The 18,756-nt window shown below is 64.6% G+C and carries 13 protein-coding genes; 11 read left to right on the plus strand and 2 right to left on the minus strand.

The features are described from left to right. Positions 1 to 58: 58 nt before the first annotated feature. The 7 genes from VQ044_RS05220 (at position 59) to VQ044_RS05250 (ending at position 11,136) form a co-directional block, all read left to right on the plus strand. Positions 59 to 712, plus strand: coding sequence for a protein-L-isoaspartate O-methyltransferase family protein (locus tag VQ044_RS05220; RefSeq protein WP_327622935.1), 654 nt, complete (start codon positions 59 to 61; stop codon positions 710 to 712). Positions 713 to 960: 248 nt separating this feature from the next. Then, positions 961 to 2,325 carry a TolC family outer membrane protein gene (locus tag VQ044_RS05225; RefSeq protein ID WP_327645839.1) on the plus strand — a complete coding sequence of 455 codons (1,365 nt, stop codon included), beginning with the start codon at positions 961 to 963 and terminating at the stop codon, positions 2,323 to 2,325. 177 nt (positions 2,326 to 2,502) lie between these two features. After that, the gene (locus VQ044_RS05230; RefSeq protein ID WP_327645812.1) at positions 2,503 to 3,687 is read left to right on the plus strand and encodes a PopZ family protein; all 1,185 of its coding nucleotides are present in this window, start codon (positions 2,503 to 2,505) and stop codon (positions 3,685 to 3,687) included. A 143-nt stretch (positions 3,688 to 3,830) separates the two neighbouring features. Then, complete coding sequence (locus VQ044_RS05235) at positions 3,831 to 6,671, plus strand: valine--tRNA ligase (protein WP_327645810.1); 2,841 nt, start codon at positions 3,831 to 3,833, stop codon at positions 6,669 to 6,671. A gap of 371 nt (positions 6,672 to 7,042) precedes the next feature. Beyond that, positions 7,043 to 8,332, plus strand: coding sequence for a long-chain fatty acid transporter (locus VQ044_RS05240; RefSeq protein ID WP_327645808.1), 1,290 nt, complete (start codon positions 7,043 to 7,045; stop codon positions 8,330 to 8,332). Between the two features lie 262 nt (positions 8,333 to 8,594). Further along, positions 8,595 to 10,319, plus strand: a complete 1,725-nt coding sequence (ilvD, locus tag VQ044_RS05245; protein WP_327622931.1) for a dihydroxy-acid dehydratase — start codon at positions 8,595 to 8,597, stop codon at positions 10,317 to 10,319. Further along, the gene (locus tag VQ044_RS05250) at positions 10,306 to 11,136 is read left to right on the plus strand and encodes a tetratricopeptide repeat protein (RefSeq protein WP_327645806.1); all 831 of its coding nucleotides are present in this window, start codon (positions 10,306 to 10,308) and stop codon (positions 11,134 to 11,136) included. The genes ilvD and VQ044_RS05250 overlap by 14 nt, the downstream gene beginning before the upstream one ends. A 182-nt stretch (positions 11,137 to 11,318) precedes the next feature. Here VQ044_RS05250 and xth read toward each other — a convergent pair whose 3' ends face one another. Both xth and erpA read right to left on the minus strand, forming a co-directional pair. Continuing rightward, on the minus strand, positions 11,319 to 12,113 hold the full coding sequence (xth, locus tag VQ044_RS05255; protein WP_327645804.1) for an exodeoxyribonuclease III: 795 nt from the start codon (positions 12,111 to 12,113) through the stop codon (positions 11,319 to 11,321). Between the two features lie 9 nt (positions 12,114 to 12,122). Further along, a complete protein-coding gene (gene erpA, locus VQ044_RS05260) occupies positions 12,123 to 12,464 on the minus strand; it encodes an iron-sulfur cluster insertion protein ErpA (protein WP_327645802.1) in 342 nt (113 codons plus the stop codon). A 106-nt stretch (positions 12,465 to 12,570) separates the two neighbouring features. Between erpA and VQ044_RS05265 the strand changes: the two genes are divergently transcribed. The 4 genes from VQ044_RS05265 (at position 12,571) to nagZ (ending at position 18,733) form a co-directional block, all read left to right on the plus strand. Further along, positions 12,571 to 13,785, plus strand: a complete 1,215-nt coding sequence (locus VQ044_RS05265) for a deoxyguanosinetriphosphate triphosphohydrolase (protein WP_327645800.1) — start codon at positions 12,571 to 12,573, stop codon at positions 13,783 to 13,785. 104 nt (positions 13,786 to 13,889) lie between these two features. Next, positions 13,890 to 15,641, plus strand: coding sequence for an arginine--tRNA ligase (argS, locus tag VQ044_RS05270; RefSeq protein ID WP_327622926.1), 1,752 nt, complete (start codon positions 13,890 to 13,892; stop codon positions 15,639 to 15,641). A 90-nt stretch (positions 15,642 to 15,731) separates the two neighbouring features. Beyond that, on the plus strand, positions 15,732 to 17,591 hold the full coding sequence (locus VQ044_RS05275) for an SPOR domain-containing protein (protein WP_327645799.1): 1,860 nt from the start codon (positions 15,732 to 15,734) through the stop codon (positions 17,589 to 17,591). Positions 17,592 to 17,710: 119 nt separating this feature from the next. Next, a complete protein-coding gene (gene nagZ / locus VQ044_RS05280) occupies positions 17,711 to 18,733 on the plus strand; it encodes a beta-N-acetylhexosaminidase (RefSeq protein WP_327622924.1) in 1,023 nt (340 codons plus the stop codon). Positions 18,734 to 18,756 lie beyond the last annotated feature (23 nt).

Consider the following 18,756-nt stretch of genomic DNA (forward strand, 5'->3'; position numbering starts at 1 on the left):
ACTATGGAAACGGGGCGGCCGCAAGGCGACGATGCGGCGAGACACGAGGATTTCGACCATGGATTTCGAGACCGCCCGCACGAAGATGGTGGACAACCAGATCCGCACCACGGACGTCACCCGTCACGACATTCTGCGGGCGTTCCTGCAGGTGCCGCGGGAAGAGTTCGTGCCCGCCTCGCGCAAACCGCTTGCCTATATCGATGAGGATCTGCCGATCGGCAACGGCCGCTACATCATGGAAGCCTCGCCCTTCGCCAAGCTCCTGCAACTTGCCGCGGTCACGCCCGACGACGTCGTCCTCGATGTCGGATGTGGTTCCGGTTACTCCTCGGCGGTCCTGTCGCATCTTGCTGGCTCGGTGGTCGCTCTGGAAGAGGATGCCGACCTTGCCGCGTCCGCGGGCGACAATTTGGCGCGACTCGATTACGTCACCTGCGTCGTGGTCGAGGGAAAGCTGGAGGATGGCTACCCGTCCGAGGCTCCGTATGACGTGATCTTCTTCGAGGGGGCCGTCGAGCGCTTGCCGGACACATTCTTTCAGCAGTTGCGCGAAGGGGGGCGTCTCGTGGTCGTCGAAGGCGTCGGAAACGCCGCCTCGGCCAGGCTCTATTTCAAAGACGAGAACGGCCTCGTCTCGGACCGCTTCGGCTTCAATTGCAGCGTGAAGCCGCTGCCCGGATTCGACAAGGCGAGAGAATTCGTCTTCTGATCACATCGTCGTGGCAGATATGTTTCGTTTCACGATAAAGCCACTGGAAATTCAGGTCCGCACTTGATCAGACCGTTACAATACTGATCAAATACCGTCGGTATGGAATGGCGTAGCGGGAAACGTCTGCGAGGGATTGTTCGCGGGCATGCTTTTCTCGACCCCATCCGCGGTATGGAGTCATCGGGTTGCGTAGTATCTGGATTGTCGCCGCACTTGTCGCCGGTACGTTCTTGTCAGTTCCCGCCATGGCCGAGACCCTCACCGGGGCATTGGCCAAGGCCTACGCCAACAGCCAGGGCTTGAATTCGGCGCGGGCGCAACTGCGTGCCACCGACGAGAATGTTCCACAGGCGCGGGCTGGACTCAGGCCGTTCGTCAGCGGTGTAGGCTCTGCCAACGCGACCCGAAGCCGGACGACCTTCGGCGACGATATTTCGTCGCAGACGGCGCGGTCGGAATCAATCGGCTTTGGTATCCAGTTGAACCAGACGCTGTTCGACGGCTTTCAAACCCCCAACAACGTCGCCGCGGCGCAGGCGCAAGTTCGCGCCTCGCGGGAAAACCTCGCCAATACCGAGCAGAATACCCTGTTCGACGCGGCGACCGCCTATATGGACGTGCTACGCGACCGGCAGATCGCCGCGCTACGCCGCCAGAATCTCGGATTTCTGCAGGAGCAGGTGCGGGCGTCGCGGGCGCGCTTTGAGGTGGGCGAGGGAACGCGCACCGACGTAGCACAAGCCGAATCCCAGCAGGCCCTCGCGACGGCGCTGCTCAACAGCGCGCTGGCGCAGGTCGCTTCCAGCGAGGCGACCTATCTCGATGTGGTGGGCAATCCCCCAACGAATCTGAAGCCGGGCAGAACCCCGGCGGGTTACATTCCGAAGTCGCTCGATTCGGCCGTCGCCATATCTCAGCGCGAGCATCCGGCGATTTTAGCGACGCTGGCCGTCGTCGACGCGGCGGCCTTTCAGGTCAAGTCGGCCGAGGGCGCGCTGCTGCCGACTCTGAGCCTGACCGGCCGTGTTGATGATACCTATGCGCTGAGCGAAACCCATGGGGGCAACCTGCCCGGCGTCAATACGTCGCTCGGCCGTCCGAACGTCAATACGCAGAACCAGGTGTCGGCGACCGTGGGCGCCCAATTGACGATACCGATCTACCCGGGCGGTCGTGCGAGTTCCAAGGTCCGCCAGTCCAAGGAAGTGCTCGGCCAGCGTCGGATCGAGGTCGACGGAACCCGCGATCAGGTGAGAACGGCGGTGGCGAGCGCCTGGGCACAGTTGCAGGCCGCCCGTGCCAACATCGCCGGCTTTCAGGCGCAATCGCGGGCCGCTCGCCTGGCCCTGGATGGTGTCATCGAGGAGCGCAACGTCGGCCAGCGGACCACGCTCGACGTCCTCAATGCTCAAGGCGAGGTGATTTCGGCGCAGATTTTGCTCGTCGGCTCGCAACGCGACGAGGTGGTGGCCGGCTATGCAGTGGTCTCGGCCACCGGCCGGCTGTCAGCCGAGCGGCTCGGCTTGGCCGGCAAGACCTACAAGCCGGAAGAGCATTACGAGCAGGTCCAGGACCAATGGTACGGTCTGAGAACGCCGGACGGGCGGTAGACACTCCGCGTACGTGTCGCGGCCGAGGCCGCCATCGCGACAGCCTCGGCCAAGAAGCTGGTGATAGTTTCCCCAAAAGGGCTCGCGGGATTCACGCCGGGGCTCTTTCCATTTAGGCTTCGCGCATGATTCGATCGATAGGGTCGACCCTTGTCGCGGAATTTGCGGGAGCGTCCCATGAGCAATGCCCTTTCGGCCCGTGAGCCGTCGATGGACGAAATCCTGGCCTCGATCAGACGGATCATCGAGAGCGGCGACGAGACCGTTATCGCGACACAAGCGCCCGATCTCGAGCCTTTGCACGGCGAGCCGGCAAACGCCGCCGGCAAGGCTGCGGAGCTGGCGGCCGATGCGGTGGTCTGGAGAGCCGAAACGCCATCCGAATCCGACGACGCGTCTGTCGCTTCGGGGGCGATTGGAGACGAGACGGCCAAGCCACCGAGCGCCGGTACCGCCACACCCGCTGCCGACGGCACAACTGCGCCGGGACGCCCCCGGCTGGGGATCGTGCCGCCCGTCAAGCCGGTGGATTCCATGTTTGCCGAGCAGCCCGGCGAGGCTGGCGCCGAACAGTCGACCGCGGGGCTGAAGGTCGACCCCGTCGCCGAGATGGGTAGCTTGCCGGATCGGCAGACGGCCGAGGTGATGCAGGGTGAGGATGGTCTCGTTGAGTCCGGCGAGGATTCGTCACTGTCGACCGCGCGGCTGCGCGCGGTGTCGTTGGCCTCCGTATCCGAGCGCCGCATCGAGGCGGTGCGCGCCGGCGCTGTCCCGTCTGAAGCTTCGGAGCCGATCGAAGAGGGCGATGACGATTATCTTGGCGCCCTGTCAAACGCGATCGATGCGGACGAGACCGCGGACCTGCTGCCGGATGGCGACCAGACGATTGGTTTGGACGATGACGAAGATGCGGTGGGCGAGTTCGACGAGGAGGGGTTCGCGTCCGAACTGATCGAGAACGCCAGCCAGATTGCGGCTGAATCGCAGGTGGAAGGGCAATCGGGCGCGGTGGAGGTTGCGACCGCGTCGTCGCCGGCTGCCGCTACAACGGAAGCGGCCGCACTCGACCTGCCGGCAGGTTCCAAGGAGGCAAGTTCGGCGAGCGGTCCGAGCCTTCACGGAAACGCGGCCAGCGCACCGATCCACGAACTGATCTCACAGGAAACGGGCAGCCGCGTCGCCGCATCCTTCGACAATCTCGCGCGCGTCATTCGCGAGGAACATCTGGATTCCATCGACGAGACGGTGGGCGAAATCCTGCGGCCGATGCTGCAGGAGTGGCTGGACGACAATCTGCCGAGCCTGGTCGAGAAGCTGGTCCGCGAGGAAATCGAGCGGGTCGCGCGCGGCGGCCGCCGCTGATCGCGCCGACGAAGGCTGTTTTCCGGGGTCCCGGGAGTGTCGCGAGCCGCTCTTCGTTGACAGCCGCGAAAGCGAGGCTGTAACCGGAAGGCACGCTTCAACGCCCTCGGGCAATGCCCCGTGCCGGGGCCACCGGACATGTGATGATTGAAAAGACCTACGACGCCGCGGCGATCGAGCCACGCATTGCCGAACGTTGGGAGAAGGCCGACGCCTTTCGAGCCGGGGCGGGAGCTGCCGAGGGCGCGGAAGCCTATTCGATCGTGATACCGCCGCCGAACGTCACCGGCTCGCTCCATATGGGGCATGCCCTCAACGATACGCTGCAGGACATCCTGATCCGCTTCGAGCGCATGCGAGGGAAGAATGTTTTGTGGCAACCGGGCCTCGACCACGCCGGCATCGCCACGCAGATGGTGGTCGAGCGGCAATTGGCCGAACGCAAAGAGCCGGGTCGCCGCGACATGGGCCGCGACGCCTTCATCGATAGGGTCTGGCAATGGAAGGGCGAATCCGGCGGCACGATCCTCGAGCAGCTGCGCCGGCTTGGTGCCTCCTGCGACTGGTCGCGCGAGCGTTTCACCATGGACGAGGGGCTGTCGAAGGCGGTTCTCTATGTGTTCGTAGAGCTCTATCGTAAAGGGCTGATCTACAAGGATAAGCGGCTGGTCAACTGGGACCCGAAGCTGCTGACGGCGATCTCGGACCTGGAGGTCGAGCAGAAGGAGGTGGCGAGCCACCTCTGGCATTTCCGCTATCCGCTGGCTGACGGCGTGAGCTACGAGCACCCCTACAATCTGGACGATGAGGGCAACCGCGTCGCTTGGAAACCCTCCGACGGCGAGCCTGCGGGACACGAGACGCGCGATTATCTGGTGGTCGCGACGACCCGGCCCGAGACCATGCTGGGCGATACCGGCGTCGCCGTTCACCCGGACGACCCGCGCTACAAGGACCTTGTCGGCAAGCATGTCATCCTGCCGCTGGTCGGCCGCCGCGTACCGATCGTCGCCGATGAATATCCGGACCCGGAGGCCGGCACCGGCGCGGTGAAGATGACGCCTGCCCATGATTTCAACGATTTCGAGGTCGGCAAGCGGCATGATCTGCAGCAGATCAGCATCTTGACCGTCGCCGCGGCGATCACTCTGGCCGAGAATCCGGACTTTCTCGATGGCGTCGAGCCGTCGGACGATCTCGATCGCACGGTCGCCGAACTCGATGGCAAGGATCGCTTTGCCGCGCGCGATATGGTCGTGACGATGATGGAGGAGCGAGGCTATCTCGACCGGGTCGAGAACCACGCGCATACGGTGCCGCATGGCGACCGTGGCGGGGTGCCGATCGAACCCTTCCTGACCGACCAGTGGTATGTCGACGCCAAGACGCTGGCCGAGCCGGCGATCGCCAGCGTGCGCGAGGGTCGCACCAAATTCGTCCCGAAGAACTGGGAAAAGACCTATTTCGACTGGATGGAGAACATCCAGCCTTGGTGCATCTCGCGCCAGCTCTGGTGGGGCCACCAGATTCCGGCGTGGTACGGGCCGGACGGCGAAATTTTCGTCGAAAAGAGCGAGGAGGAAGCGGTCGCCGCCGCGCTCGCCCACTACGTCATGAACGGCACGATCTCCGATGACGAAGCCAAGGCGATGGCGGCCGATCCGGCCCGCCGCGACGGCTTCCTGCATCGCGACGAGGACGTTCTCGACACCTGGTTCTCGTCGGCGCTGTGGCCGTTCTCGACGCTGGGCTGGCCGGAGAAGACGCCGGAGCTCGCCACCTACTATCCGACGAGCGTGCTGGTGACCGGCTTCGACATCATCTTCTTCTGGGTCGCCCGGATGATGATGATGGGGCTGGAATTCATGGACGAGGAGCCGTTCCACACGGTCTATGTCCATGCGCTGGTCCGCGACAAGACCGGCGCCAAGATGTCGAAATCAAAGGGCAACGTCGTCGACCCGCTCGATCTGATCGACGAATATGGCGCCGACGCGCTGCGCTTTACGCTGGCGATCATGGCCGCGCAGGGCCGTGACGTGAAGCTCGATCCGCAGCGCATCGCCGGCTACCGCAATTTCGGCACCAAGCTCTGGAACGCTACCCGTTTCGCCGAGATGAACGGCGCGCTCCACGGTGCCGCGCTCAACCCGGCACCACTGACGCTGCCGCTGAACCGCTGGATCGTCACCGAACTTGGCCGCACCATCGCCGAGACCGAAGCGGCGATCGGCGCCTATCGCTTCAACGACGCGGCGGCGACGCTCTATCGCTTCGTCTGGAACCTGTTCTGCGACTGGTACGTGGAACTCGCCAAGCCGACGCTCGGCGGCAGCGACGAGGCGGCGGCGAACGAAACCCGGATCGTGATGGGATCGGTGCTCGACCGCATCTACGCGCTGTTGCACCCCTTCATGCCGTTCATGACCGAGGAATTGTGGGCGACGACGGCGGAAACGCGGCCCTCGCTGCTGTGTCATGCGGCGTGGCCATCGCTCGATTTCGCCGATTCAAATGCCGCCGACGACATCAACTGGCTGATCGCCGTAGTGTCCGAGATTCGTTCGGTTCGCGCCGAGATGAACGTGCCGCCGGGCGCGCAAGCGGCGCTGCTGGCGATCGCGCCCGACGCGTCGACCGCCGCGCGGCTCGATCGGCACGGCACGGCGCTGAAGCGACTGGCCCGGCTGGCCTCGATCGAAACCAGCGATGGCGCGCCCGACCAATCCGCCCAGATCATCGCTGGGGGCGCCACCTTCGCCCTGCCGCTGGCCGGCATGATCGACATTGCGGCCGAGCGGAGCCGGCTGGAGAAGGCCGAGGTCAAGGCATTGGCGGAGATCGAGCGGATCGACCGCAAGCTGTCGAACCAGAAATTCGTGGCGAATGCGCCCGAAGAGGTCGTCGAGCAGGAGCGGGAGAAACGCGAGGCCTACCGGCTCGAAGCCGAGAAGCTCGCCGCCGGGCTGGAGCGACTGCGATAGGCACTGCGGCGGCTACCGCGTCGGCGACGGCGAATCACCTTCGCGGTCGCCATAAAGCGGGTTCGCTTGGATGACGAAGCTTGTCACATTTTTGGCACGCTAGCGGGCGGAAATCCTGGCATCGGCGAACGAGGCGAAGACGCGCATTGCCAAATCGCGTTCGCGGATAATCGCGGAATTTGCAGGAAATCCAATACGTCGACAGAGATTTCTAAAGTCATGGCTGATCTCACGTTACCCTGTTGCGCGACAGCCGCAAGTTGGGTCCGGGTGTTGGTAGGTACGTTACGTCAAACGAATTTCTCGTTTACGTTTGCGTCAACTCCCTGGGCATAAGCTCTTTGGATCCGGGAGCTTGAAACGGGGGGGCCATGACAAAAATTCAAAACCTGATTGCCTGCGCATCCATCGCGAGTGTGGCGCTGACGACGACAGCGCTGGCTGGCGGCTTTCAGCGCGGTACGGCCGATACTGACATCCTGTATGAGTCGGGTCCGGTCTCGATGCGGACGGGCCTGATCTATGTGAATCCGATGCGCGGTTTCGAGTCGATCAACGGCCAGAGCGGCGATTTCGGCGATTACGCCCAAGCTTACAACATTCCGACCTACGCGGTCGGTTTCGGCGGCGAAAATTTCGGATGCGCCGGTACCTACATCATCTCCTTCGCAGCAGATTCGGACTACACGGGCTCGCCCGGCGGCGCGCTTCCTGCCGGGCCTACGGCTGGATCGCGCACGCTGGCCAACGAGTTCGACTCGAACGAGTTTGGTATGACCTGCCGCGTCAGCTACGCCAGCGACATGGGCCGGTTCAGCCTGCTTGGCGGCGTGTTCGCCGAAGACTTCAATTTCCAGGGCAGCAGCGCTTCTTCCGTCCCGACGGGCCGAACCACTCCGCCGTCACTCGGGTCGCTGCCCATTTTCCTCCCGGTCCAGACCACTGTGGATACGCGCGGTGACTACGAATTCGGCTATCGGGTGGGGCTTGCCTATGAAAAGCCGGAGATCGCGCTGCGCGCCCAGGTTCTCTACCGCTCGGAAGTGACCCACGACACGTTTTCCGGCACCGGTACGGTAGCCGCGGCGGGCAACGCCTATGTCATCGGTGGCGGCGGCCAGCAGGTGGTGATTCCGAATGTCGCGCCGCCTGTCGGCACGCCGCTGGCTGTCGGCACGTCGAGCTTCAACGAGGTCACGAGCCCACAGAGCCTCTACATCAATGCGCAGACCGGCATCGCCGAAGGCACGCTGTTGCTCGGATCCTTCCGCTGGACGGACTGGAGCACCAACAAGTCGGCTATCAGTTCCATCACCACCGGTGGCGTGACCCGATCGAGCGTCTCGCCCTACAACTGGCGCGACGGCTATACCGCCTCGATCGGCATCGGCCGGGCCTTCACCGACGAGATCGCCGGCGCGGTCTCCATCGGCTACGACCGCGGTGTTTCGACTGGCTCCGAGACGACCTACACCGATCTCTACACCGTGGCCGGTGGCGTCTCGTTCAAGGCCAACAAGTGGAGCGAGATCCGCGTTGGCGGCCTGGTCGGCTACTGGACCGATGGCGCGCAGTCGATCAGCGACGGCGCCTATTTCAACGGCACCGTCGGTAACGACATCGTGCTGGCTGGAAATGCTTCGATCAAGCTGAATTTCTGACGCCGGAGCGGGGCCTTCCACAGAGCTTCATGGCAAGAGCGAACGACGAAAGGCGCGTCCGATGGGCGCGCCTTTTGGCGTTTGGCGCTCGTCATTCGCTGCGCGAAATCGCCGCTGTGGGATCGGGGCAACACTATTGCAGGAGTGCATCGATTATAGTCGCCAGCGACACACAGCGCCCCGTTGCCGCCACAAAACGCCGTCACCTCCACGGGTGTGGCCTGGGTCCGGTCGCGCGGCGGGTAAAGAGTACGAGGGGACGATGGACGCGCACGCAATCAACAAAAACAAGCTGCCCAGCCGACACGTGACCGAAGGTCCGTCGCGGGCACCACACCGCTCGTATCTTTACGCGATGGGCCTGACCAAAGAGGAAATCCATCAGCCGCTGGTCGGCGTCGCCTCGTGCTGGAATGAAGCCGCGCCCTGCAACATCTCGCTGATGCGCCAGGCGCAAGTGGTCAAGAAGGGCGTCACGTCCGCCAAGGGCACGCCGCGGGAATTCTGCACCATCACCGTCACCGACGGCATCGCCATGGGTCATCAGGGCATGAAGGCGTCGCTGGTCTCGCGCGACCTGATCGCCGATTCCGTCGAGCTGACCATGCGCGGTCACGCCTATGACGCGCTGGTCGGGTTGGCCGGTTGCGACAAGTCGCTGCCGGGCATGATGATGGCGATGGTGCGTCTGAACGTGCCGTCCGTCTTCATCTATGGCGGCTCGATCCTGCCCGGAACGTTCCGGGGCCAGCAGGTGACGGTGCAGGACATGTTCGAGGCGGTCGGCAAGCATTCGGTCGGTGAAATGTCCGATGCCGACCTCGACGAAATCGAACAGGTCGCCTGTCCGTCGGCCGGTTCCTGCGGCGCGCAGTTCACCGCCAACACCATGGCGACCGTGGCCGAGGCGATCGGCCTGGCGCTACCCTATTCCTGCGGCGCCCCGGCGCCTTACGAAATTCGCGACAAGTTCTGTTACGCCTCCGGCGAGATCGTCATGGAACTCCTCGCCCGTAACATCCGGCCGCGCGATATCGTCACCAGAAAGGCGCTGGAGAACGCCGCCGCGGTGGTTGCGGCCTCGGGCGGCTCCACCAATGCCGCGCTGCACCTGCCGGCGATCGCCCATGAATGCGGCATCGAATTCGATCTGTTCGACGTTGCCGAGATCTTCAAGAAGACCCCTTACGTGGCCGACCTGAAGCCGGGCGGCCGCTACGTCGCCAAGGACATGTTCGAGGCCGGCGGTATTCCGCTGTTGATGAAGACGCTGCTCGAGCACGGCTATCTGCACGGCGATTGCCTGACCGTCACCGGCCGCACCATCGCCGAGAACATGGCGAAGGTCGCCTGGAATCCGGATCAGGATGTCGTGCGCCCGGCCGACAAGCCGATCACGGTGACCGGCGGCGTCGTGGGCCTCAAGGGCAATCTCGCGCCCGATGGCGCGATTGTGAAGGTCGCCGGCATGAAGAACCTGAAGTTCTCCGGCCCGGCGCGCTGCTTCGATTCCGAAGAGGCCGCTTTCGAGGCCGTCTCCAAGCGCGACTACAAGGAAGGCGAGGTTCTGGTCATCCGCTACGAAGGGCCGAAGGGCGGTCCGGGTATGCGCGAGATGCTGTCGACGACGGCGGCCTTGTACGGGCAGGGCATGGGCGACAAGGTCGCGTTGATCACCGATGGGCGGTTTTCCGGCGCGACGCGCGGCTTCTGCGTCGGCCACGTCGGGCCGGAAGCGGCCGTCTGTGGTCCGATCGCGCTTCTGCGGGACGGCGACATCATCACCATCGACGCGGTCGACGGCACACTGGACGTCGGCCTGTCGGATGACGATATGAAACAGCGGGCCGAGGGCTGGCAGCCACGGGAGACCGACTTCCAGTCCGGTGCCATCTGGAAATATGCGGAGCTGGTTGGAACGGCGCGCCACGGCGCGGTGACCCATCCCGGCGGAGCCGCGGAAAAACACTGCTATGCGGACGTCTAGACTGATCCTTTCGGTTGCGCTTGTCGCCACGGCTCTGGCCGGGGGCGGCGGGCGAAGCCTTGCTCTCGATCCGGCGGCGAAGGTCGATCCCGACGCCGGATCGCTGGAGCTGTTCTCCTTCGGCTTCAAGGCCTATAAGCGCGGCGAAAAGCTGGAGGCGTTCGAGGCCCTGCGCTTCGCCGCCGACAAGGGACATCCGGGCGCGCGCTGGAAACTCGGCAAGATGTATGCCGAGGGCGACGGCGTTCCGGAAAACGATTACGAGGCCTACAAGATTTTCGAGCAGATCGTCCGCGAGCAGGACGAGGACGGGGGCTTCTCCAACGCCGCATATGTCTCGAGCGCTGTCGTGGCGTTGGCCGACTACCTTCGGCGAGGGATCGCCAACAGCCCGGTCGCGGTGGATCTGCCGCGTGCCCGCCAGTTTTATTTTCACGCCGCCTCGTTCTTCGGCGACGCCAGGGCGCAGTTCGAACTCGGCCGCATGACCCTTCGTGGCGAGGGCGGCAAGGCCAATCCGCGTCAGGCGGCGCGTTGGTTGAAGCTTTCGGCCGACAAGGGGCATGTCGGCGCGCAGGCGCTACTGGGCTATTTGCTCTTCGACGGCCAGAAGATCTCGCTTGCCGCCGCGCCGGTGCGGGGGCTCGCAATGCTGACTATCGCACTGAGACGGGCATCCCCGCCGGATCAGGAATGGATTCGCGGGCTCCAGGAAGAGGCGTTTTCGCTGGCCTCGGAAGCCGACAGGCGCACGGCGCTGGCGTATGCCGAGCAGCAGATGGCGTCCGCCGCGGGTCTCGTCAGCACCAAGAACTGAGCGTTCCCGCGCGACCACTTAGAGGCCGTTTCGAAACCCTGCCAAGACCAGCCTCCATGGTTCACCCGGGACGCCCAAACCCGCGGAAATCGGGTATCATGTCATTGCGGAGCGACCATCCGAGGGGCCTTTGAACCCGCCGCAGTGAGTTTCGAAACGGACTCTTAGAATCGCTGACGTTTTTATGAGCCAGCGTCGTCGGCAAGTTCGATGATGACCGGTACGTGGTCTGACGGCTTTTCCCAAGCCCTGACATGCTTGTCGACGCCGACGGAGACGAGACGCTCCTGTGCCTCAGGCGACAGCAGCAGATGGTCGATGCGGATGCCGTTGTTCTTCTGCCAGGCGCCGGCCTGATAATCCCAGAACGTGTAGGTGCCGTCCGCGTCGGTCGAGGCCCGCAGGGCATCGGTCAGGCCCAGATTCGTCAGGCGCCGGAAGGCGGCGCGGGTCTCCGGCTGAAACAGCGCGTCGCCGAGCCAATTGTCCGGAACCGCCGCGTCGGCGCGCTGCGCAATGACATTGTAGTCGCCGGCGAGCACCAGCGGCTCCTCGCGCTCCAGCGCGGCCCGTGCATGGGCGACCAGCCGCTCCATCCAGGAAAGCTTGTAGGCGAATTTCGGCGTGTCGATCGGGTTGCCGTTCGGCAGGTAGAGCGAGGCCACCCGGAGCGGGCCGCTGCCGGTCTCCCAGACGCCTTCGATGTAACGGGCGTGCTCGTCAGCATCGTCTCCCGGCAGGCCACGACCAACCGCGATCGGCGCCGTCTTCGAGAGCAGGGCAACGCCGTTGAAACCCTTCTGGCCGTGGGTTTCGACGTGGTAGCCGCGCTCCTCGATGGCCTGGCGCGGGAAATTCTCGTCGACGCTCTTGATCTCCTGCAGGCAGGCGATATCCGGCGAACGCTCGTCGAGCCAGGCGAGGAGGGCGTCGAGGCGAGCCTTGACGCCGTTGATGTTCCAGGTGGCGATCAGCATCCTGGGGCGTCAGACCGAGAAGCTGGTGCCGCAGCCGCAGGACGCGATGGCGTTGGGGTTGCGGATCTGGAAGGACTGGCCCATCAGATCGTCGACGAAATCCACGACCGCCCCTTCCATATAGGCGAGCGAGATCTGATCGATCAGAACGCGCGCGCCGTCCCGCTCCAGAACCACATCGTCGTCTTCGCGCCCGCTGGTGAGGTCGTATTTGTAGGAAAAGCCCGAACAGCCGCCGCCTTCCACCGAAATGCGCAAGGAGTCGGCGTCGTCGGTCTTCGAGAGGATCGCCGCGATGCGTTGGGCCGCGGCATCGGAAACGGTCACGGTATGGGTCGCTGTTTGGCTCATCTTGGCGTTCGGCGCGGGTCAATTGGCCACGCCGCTCCTTGTTCGAGAACTGCCACTTAAGTATGGACCGGGACGAAGCCGGTCAATCGGGACGGATCGTTTCCGCATGGATGAGACAGATTTCGCGCGGATCGGAATGGGTGGCCTGGGTCGCGCCGCCTATGCCGTGCGGCCGGAGGTCTCCCGCGGCCGGCTCTTCGCCGAGCCCTCAAGCCCCACCCGCACACCCTACCAGCGGGACCGCGATCGAATCGTCCACTCCACGGCGTTTCGTCGGCTGAGCCACAAGACGCAGGTTTTCGTCGCCGATGAGGGCGATCATTTCCGCACGCGGCTGACCCATACGATCGAGGTATCGCAGATCGCCCGCGCTTTTGCCCGCGCGCTCCGGCTCGATGAGGATTTGACCGAGGCGATCGCACTCGTCCACGATTTCGGCCACACGCCCTTTGGCCATGCCGGTGAGCGGGCGCTCGATCGCCGGATGCGGGCCTATGGCGGCTTTGACCACAATGCCCAGTCGCTCAGGATCGTTACGGCGCTCGAACGCCGTTATGCCGAATTCGATGGGCTGAACCTTGCATGGGAAACGCTCGAAGGACTGGTCAAGCACAACGGTCCGCTGATTGGTCCGAATGCGCCCAAGCCAGCGCCAGTGCCGAAGCCGATCGCCGATTTCGATGTGCTGTTTCCGCTCGATCTCGGCGGTTTCGCCAGCCTCGAGGCGCAAGCGGCGGCGATTTCCGACGACATCGCCTATAACACCCACGACCTCGACGATGGGTTGCGGGCCGGCCTCATCGACATTGCCGATCTCGGTGAACTGGAGTTGGCGGGATCGATCCTCGACGATGTCCGGGCGGCCTATCCCGGCCTCGACCATGGCCGAATGGCTCACGAAATCCTGCGCCGCCATATCACCCGGATGGTCGAGGACGTGATCGGGACCGCGCTCGCCGGCATTGCGGGTCTCGCGCCGGCCGATGTCGATGCGGTGCGCGCGGCCGAGCGGCCGCTCGTCACCTTTTCGCCGCCGATGGACCGGGCGGTGAAGCAGACCAGAAAGTTTCTGTTTCAGCGCGTCTACCGCAACGATCACGTCATGCGGGTCATGCAGACCGCCGAGGGGATCGTCGAGGATCTGTTCGCGCGTCTGTTCGAACGACCTGACCTGATGCCGGGTGAGTGGAGCCGCGATGCCGACCGACTGCCGGAGGAGAAGCGGGCGCGCCGGGTCGCGGATTATTTGTCCGGGATGACCGACACATACGCCTTGAGCGCGCATCGGCGCCTGTTTGACGCGACGCCGCAATTGCGTTAGCCGACCATTCCTCTTTACACAGCAGACGGTAAGACGCCCGGGCCGCGAATGCAGTCACCGGGCGCGCGGCCATGTCGGCCCGCCGGAACCAGTCGAGGCCAAGCATGAACATCTTCGCCGATTTCGAAGATAGGGTGAGAAAAGCGGTGGAAGCGATTCTGTCGGAACGCGAAACCGCTTTACCGGATTTGTCGCGGGTTACGGTGGAGCCGCCGCGCGACGCCAGCCATGGCGATCTTGCCACCAACGCCGCGATGGTCCTGGCCAAGCCGCTCGGCGTCAAGCCGCGCGAACTGGCGACCGAGATCGCCGCGCGCCTCGCCCGCGATCCGGACGTCGCGACCGCCGAGGTCGCTGGGCCAGGCTTTATCAATCTCAGGCTGCATCCGGGATTTTGGACCGGGCATCTCGCGGCTATTCTGAAAGCCGGCGGCGATTACGGCCGGGGGCCGGGGACCGGCCGCAAGGTCAATGTCGAATATGTCTCCGCCAACCCGACCGGTCCGATGCATGTCGGCCATTGCCGCGGCGCCGTGGTCGGCGACACGATCGCCAACATCATGGCCTTTGCCGGCGACGCGGTCACGCGCGAATACTACATCAACGATGCCGGCGAGCAGGTGAACGTGCTCGCCCGTTCGACCTTCTTGCGTTACCGCGAGGCTCTGGGCGAGACGATCGGCGACATCCCGGCGGGACTGTATCCTGGCGATTATCTCAAGCCGGTCGGCGAAGCGTTGAAGGCGGAATTCTCGGACCGCCTGCTGACGATGGACGAGGCCGAGTGGCTGCCGCTCGTCCGCAATCGCGCCATCGACGCGATGATGGCGATGATCCGGGCCGATCTGAAACTGCTCGGCATCGAACACGAGGAGTTCTTTTCCGAGCGGACGCTGCACGCCGACGAGGGCGGAAAGATCGCCTCGGCGATCGAGGATCTGCGGGCCAAGGGCTACATCTACCAAGGCACGTTGCCGCCGCCCAAGGGGCAGGCGCCGGAGGATTGGGAGGATCGCGAGCAGACCTTGCTTCGCTCCACGGAGGTCGGTGACGATCAGGACCGGCCGCTGGTGAAGTCCGACGGCCGCTACACCTATTTCGCCGCCGATGTCGCCTATTTCCGCGAGAAATTCGAGCGCGGCTTCGAGGAGATGGTCTACATTCTGGGCGCCGACCACGGAGGCTACGTCAAGCGCCTCGAAGCGGTGGCGAAGGCGATTTCCGGCGGAACGGCTGAGATCGACGTGGTGTTGTGCCAACTCGTGAAGCTGTTCCGCGACGGGGAGCCGGTGCGTATGTCGAAGCGCTCGGGTGATTTCGTGACGCTCGCCGAAGTGGTCGAGGAGGTCGGCCGCGACCCGGTTCGTTTCATGATGCTATTCAGAAAGAGCGACGCGCCGCTCGACTTCGACTTCCAGAAGGTGACCGAGCAATCCAAGGACAACCCGGTCTTCTACGTGCAGTATGCCCACGCCCGCTCGGCGGCGATCTTTCGCCAGGCGGCGGAGGTGGGGCTTCCGCTGCCCGATTTCCCGACGCTCGATGCCGGCGTTCTCGCCGGGCTTTCGGACGAGGGCGAGCTGGCGCTGATTCGCAAGCTCGCCGAGTTTCCTCGCCTCGTCAAAGCCGCGGCTGAGGCCAAGGAACCACACCGTCTGGCCTTTTATCTCTACGACCTCGCTTCGGCTTTCCACAGCCAGTACAATCGCGGCAAGGACTTTCCGGCCTTACGCTTTGTTAACTCTGAGGACGGCATGATAACTCAAGCGCGACTGGCGCTGGTCAAGGCCGTGGCGGTTGTTCTCGAAACCGGACTCGGCTTGATTGGTGCCGACGCACCGGAAGAAATGCGCTGATTCATCACGCTTTGGTCAAGTTCCTCTCCTAGCGGTTGATGACAGGGGCCGGCAGCCTCCGGAATGAGGGGAAGGGCAGGGTATATGTCGATGGCGGATACGACGAGTTCCAATCACTGGAGCGATCAGCAGGTCGACAATATCGAGGATGATCCTTTCGCCGAACTGTCACGGCTGATCGATGAGCCATGGGGCACGGAGCCAGTCAGCGACCGGCCGGACCTATCGGCATCTGCGCTGCAAGGCGGGGAAAACAGCATGTCCGTCGGCGGGGAGAGTGGCTTCTCCGCGCCCGAGGCGCTGAGCCGTCCGGCCGACGATGCGGCGGATTCGCTCGATCTCGACGTGGATGACATGGTCGGCGCGCTCGATGCGGAATTGAATGCATCATTTCTGGAGGAGGACGCGCGCGAATCGATGCAGCACTCCGTCCGATCCGCTGCCGCTATCTCCAATCCGCAAGTAATCGCGCCACAGGTGGCGAATCGGCGTGTGGAAGCCAGCGCTGGCGGTTTCTCCATGCAGCCGATCGAGGCGAGACCGGCCAGCGACCTGGAGGTTGCGTTGCGCGGCCTTTCGGCGCCGGTCAATCCTCGCGGAATCGCTTTGCAGCACAGTGAAGCCTTTGCACCGGCGCGGCACGATACGTCGCCGTCGTCGGACGTCGCCGACAAGCCCTTCGACGATTTCGATGAATTGATCGCCAGCGAACTCGCCGCAATGAATCCGGCGCCTCGGCCGGTTCCGGCGACGCCTGCCCCCGTCGACGGGGCGGACGCGGATGCTGGCGCGCCCCAAGGCCATGCAACTGCGCCGGTCCGGCATTCGAAGGCAGGTGAGGATGCTCCCGTCGCCAAGGTGCCCGCCGCCAAGATGAGAGGCGGATCTGCCGCCGCCGATACGATTTCAGCAGCATTCGCCCCGGCTGCGGCCAGCCGAACACGCTTTTCGCCCCGGATGCCCGGACTCGCCGCCAGCGTTGTGGCGATCGCCGTCGTTGGTGCCGCGGCGGCCTATTGGGTTTCAGGCGATGTTGTCGTTGGCTCCGGCGATCTGTTGATCGTGCGGGCTGATACCGACCCGGTCAAAGTGGCTCCGAAGGATCCTGGTGGCCGGGCAATCCCGAACCAGAACAAGGCGGTCTACGAACGCGTGCAAAGCGCCGACGCCGACATCGTCCCGGCGCAACAGACCCTCGTCACGGCCGCCGAGGAGCCGGTCGATCTTCCAGGCGTCGATCTGAACCCGATCAGCAGCGCGCGCGCCGCGGAGCCGGAGCGCATCGCCGATGCGGCGAATGACGGCTCGCCGATCGCGGTGCTGACGCCCCGCCGCGTGCGCACCATGACGGTTCGACCGGATGGAACGCTCGTCATGGCGAATACGGTTCCCGAGACCTCCATGGACGATATGCGCGGCAATGGAGCAGCGCTGATCGAGGCGTCATCCCGCTCGGTGGTTCCGGCCGAGGCGAACGCCAGCGTCCTCGTTCAGCCGTCGTCGGGCGTGCCCGTGCCGGCCATACGACCGGGAAGCGACAATGCCGCCCCGGTCAGGGTTGCCGCGGTAACGACACCGGAACCGATGTCGTACGCGGGGGGCTCGACGGCCGTTGCCGCCGTGGAGACGAGCGCGCTTGAAACGGTGGGATCGATCGCAGCCGCTCCCGCGACGACGCCGGCCCCCGCAGCCCAGACCCCGGGCGCCGACGGCTATTTCGTCCAGATCTCGTCGCAGCCAAGCGAATCCGCCGCCAAGCAGACGTCGCAGACGCTCGGGCAGCGCTATGCCGAGGTCATCGGCCAGCGTGATCTCGTGATCCAGTCGGCGGACATCCCCGGTAAGGGGACCTACTATCGCGTGCGGATCGCGACCGGCTCGAAGTCCGAGGCGTCGACGCTATGCACCGAGTTGAAATCGGCCGGCGGCAGCTGCTTCGTGGCGCGCTGAGCGCCAGCGCTGTCACGCTTGTCGGCGGGGCGTCCAGCCCGGCCGCTTTTACCCATGACCATATCGAAGGACGGACCGGCCGCACAGCCGCGCCGTCCGCTCTTGCATCGGAGATACGGATGAGCGGATCGAAGGCCTGGATCGCAGCCCCGGCGGCGCCTCGACTGAGCGCAGACGAGCGCAGGTTCTTCGCCGACGAGAGTCCGTGGGGGTTTATCCTCTTTGCGCGAAACGTCACGGAGGCATCCCAGCTTGAGGATCTGGTCGCGGAACTGATCGAGCTTGGCGGCCGAGCGACAACGCCGATCTTCATCGATCAGGAGGGCGGGCGGATTCAGCGTTTGAAGCCGCCGCTCGCGCCACAATATCCGCCGGCGGCCACGATCGGAGAGGTTTATGCGTCCGATCCGGAGGCCGGGCAACGTGCCGCCTGGCTGCAAGGCCGTCTGCTTGCCGATGATCTGATGGCCTACGGCATCAATGCCGATTGCATTCCATGCGTCGACGTGCCGACGGCGGATGCGCACTCGGTGATCGGCGACCGCGCCTATGCGACGAACCCGGAAGCGGTGGCGACGCTTGGCGGGGCCGCCGCGGACGGCCTTCTCGCCGGTGGCCTGTTGCCGGTGATGAAACATATTCCCGGCCATGGCCGCGGCAATGCCGACAGCCATCTCGCGCTGCCGGTGGTCGCCAACACGCGCGGTGAGCTGTCACGCACCGACTTCGCCCCATTCCACGCGCTTCGAAGGCTGCCGGCGGCGATGACCGCGCACATTCTCTACAGCGCCATCGATCCGGTGCATCCGGCGACCTTGTCGTCTACGGTCATCGAAAGCGTTATCCGCGAGGAAATCGGGTTCGACGGCCTGTTGATGAGCGATGACATCTCGATGAAGGCGCTCGCGGGCGATCTCACCGACCTCAGCCGCAGGGCGCTCGAAGCCGGCTGCGACGTGGTCCTGCACTGCAATGGCGATTTCGACGAAATGCGAAAAGTCGCAGCCGCGGCGCGGCCGTTGTCCGGCGACGCCCAGCGGCGGGCCGTTGAGGCGGAATCGGCCATTTCGGCTCGCGGGACGGGCGGCGATATGCCGGCATTGCGAGCCGAATACGACGAATTGGTGGGGGCTTCCGTCTGACGCGGAACCACTGGAAGAGGCTG

Origin of the sequence: Aurantimonas sp. C2-5-R2 (assembly GCF_036549495.1) — a bacterium.
Lineage (GTDB): Bacteria > Pseudomonadota > Alphaproteobacteria > Rhizobiales > Rhizobiaceae > Aurantimonas > Aurantimonas coralicida_A.

Excerpts from the sequence above, each read along its gene's own strand:
- VQ044_RS05220 (WP_327622935.1), top strand. The coding sequence starts at position 59 with ATGGATTTCGAGACCGCCCGCACGAAGATGGTGGACAACCAGATCCGC.
- VQ044_RS05230 (WP_327645812.1), top strand. The coding sequence starts at position 2,503 with ATGAGCAATGCCCTTTCGGCCCGTGAGCCGTCGATGGACGAAATCCTG.
- argS (WP_327622926.1), top strand. The coding sequence starts at position 13,890 with ATGAACATCTTCGCCGATTTCGAAGATAGGGTGAGAAAAGCGGTGGAA.
- nagZ (WP_327622924.1), top strand. The coding sequence starts at position 17,711 with ATGAGCGGATCGAAGGCCTGGATCGCAGCCCCGGCGGCGCCTCGACTG.
- xth (WP_327645804.1), bottom strand. The coding sequence starts at position 12,113 with ATGCTGATCGCCACCTGGAACATCAACGGCGTCAAGGCTCGCCTCGAC.
- VQ044_RS05275 (WP_327645799.1), top strand. The coding sequence starts at position 15,732 with ATGGCGGATACGACGAGTTCCAATCACTGGAGCGATCAGCAGGTCGAC.
- VQ044_RS05250 (WP_327645806.1), top strand. The coding sequence starts at position 10,306 with ATGCGGACGTCTAGACTGATCCTTTCGGTTGCGCTTGTCGCCACGGCT.
- VQ044_RS05225 (WP_327645839.1), top strand. The coding sequence starts at position 961 with ATGGCCGAGACCCTCACCGGGGCATTGGCCAAGGCCTACGCCAACAGC.
- VQ044_RS05235 (WP_327645810.1), top strand. The coding sequence starts at position 3,831 with ATGATTGAAAAGACCTACGACGCCGCGGCGATCGAGCCACGCATTGCC.
- ilvD (WP_327622931.1), top strand. The coding sequence starts at position 8,595 with ATGGACGCGCACGCAATCAACAAAAACAAGCTGCCCAGCCGACACGTG.
- VQ044_RS05240 (WP_327645808.1), top strand. The coding sequence starts at position 7,043 with ATGACAAAAATTCAAAACCTGATTGCCTGCGCATCCATCGCGAGTGTG.
- VQ044_RS05265 (WP_327645800.1), top strand. The coding sequence starts at position 12,571 with ATGGATGAGACAGATTTCGCGCGGATCGGAATGGGTGGCCTGGGTCGC.
- erpA (WP_327645802.1), bottom strand. The coding sequence starts at position 12,464 with ATGAGCCAAACAGCGACCCATACCGTGACCGTTTCCGATGCCGCGGCC.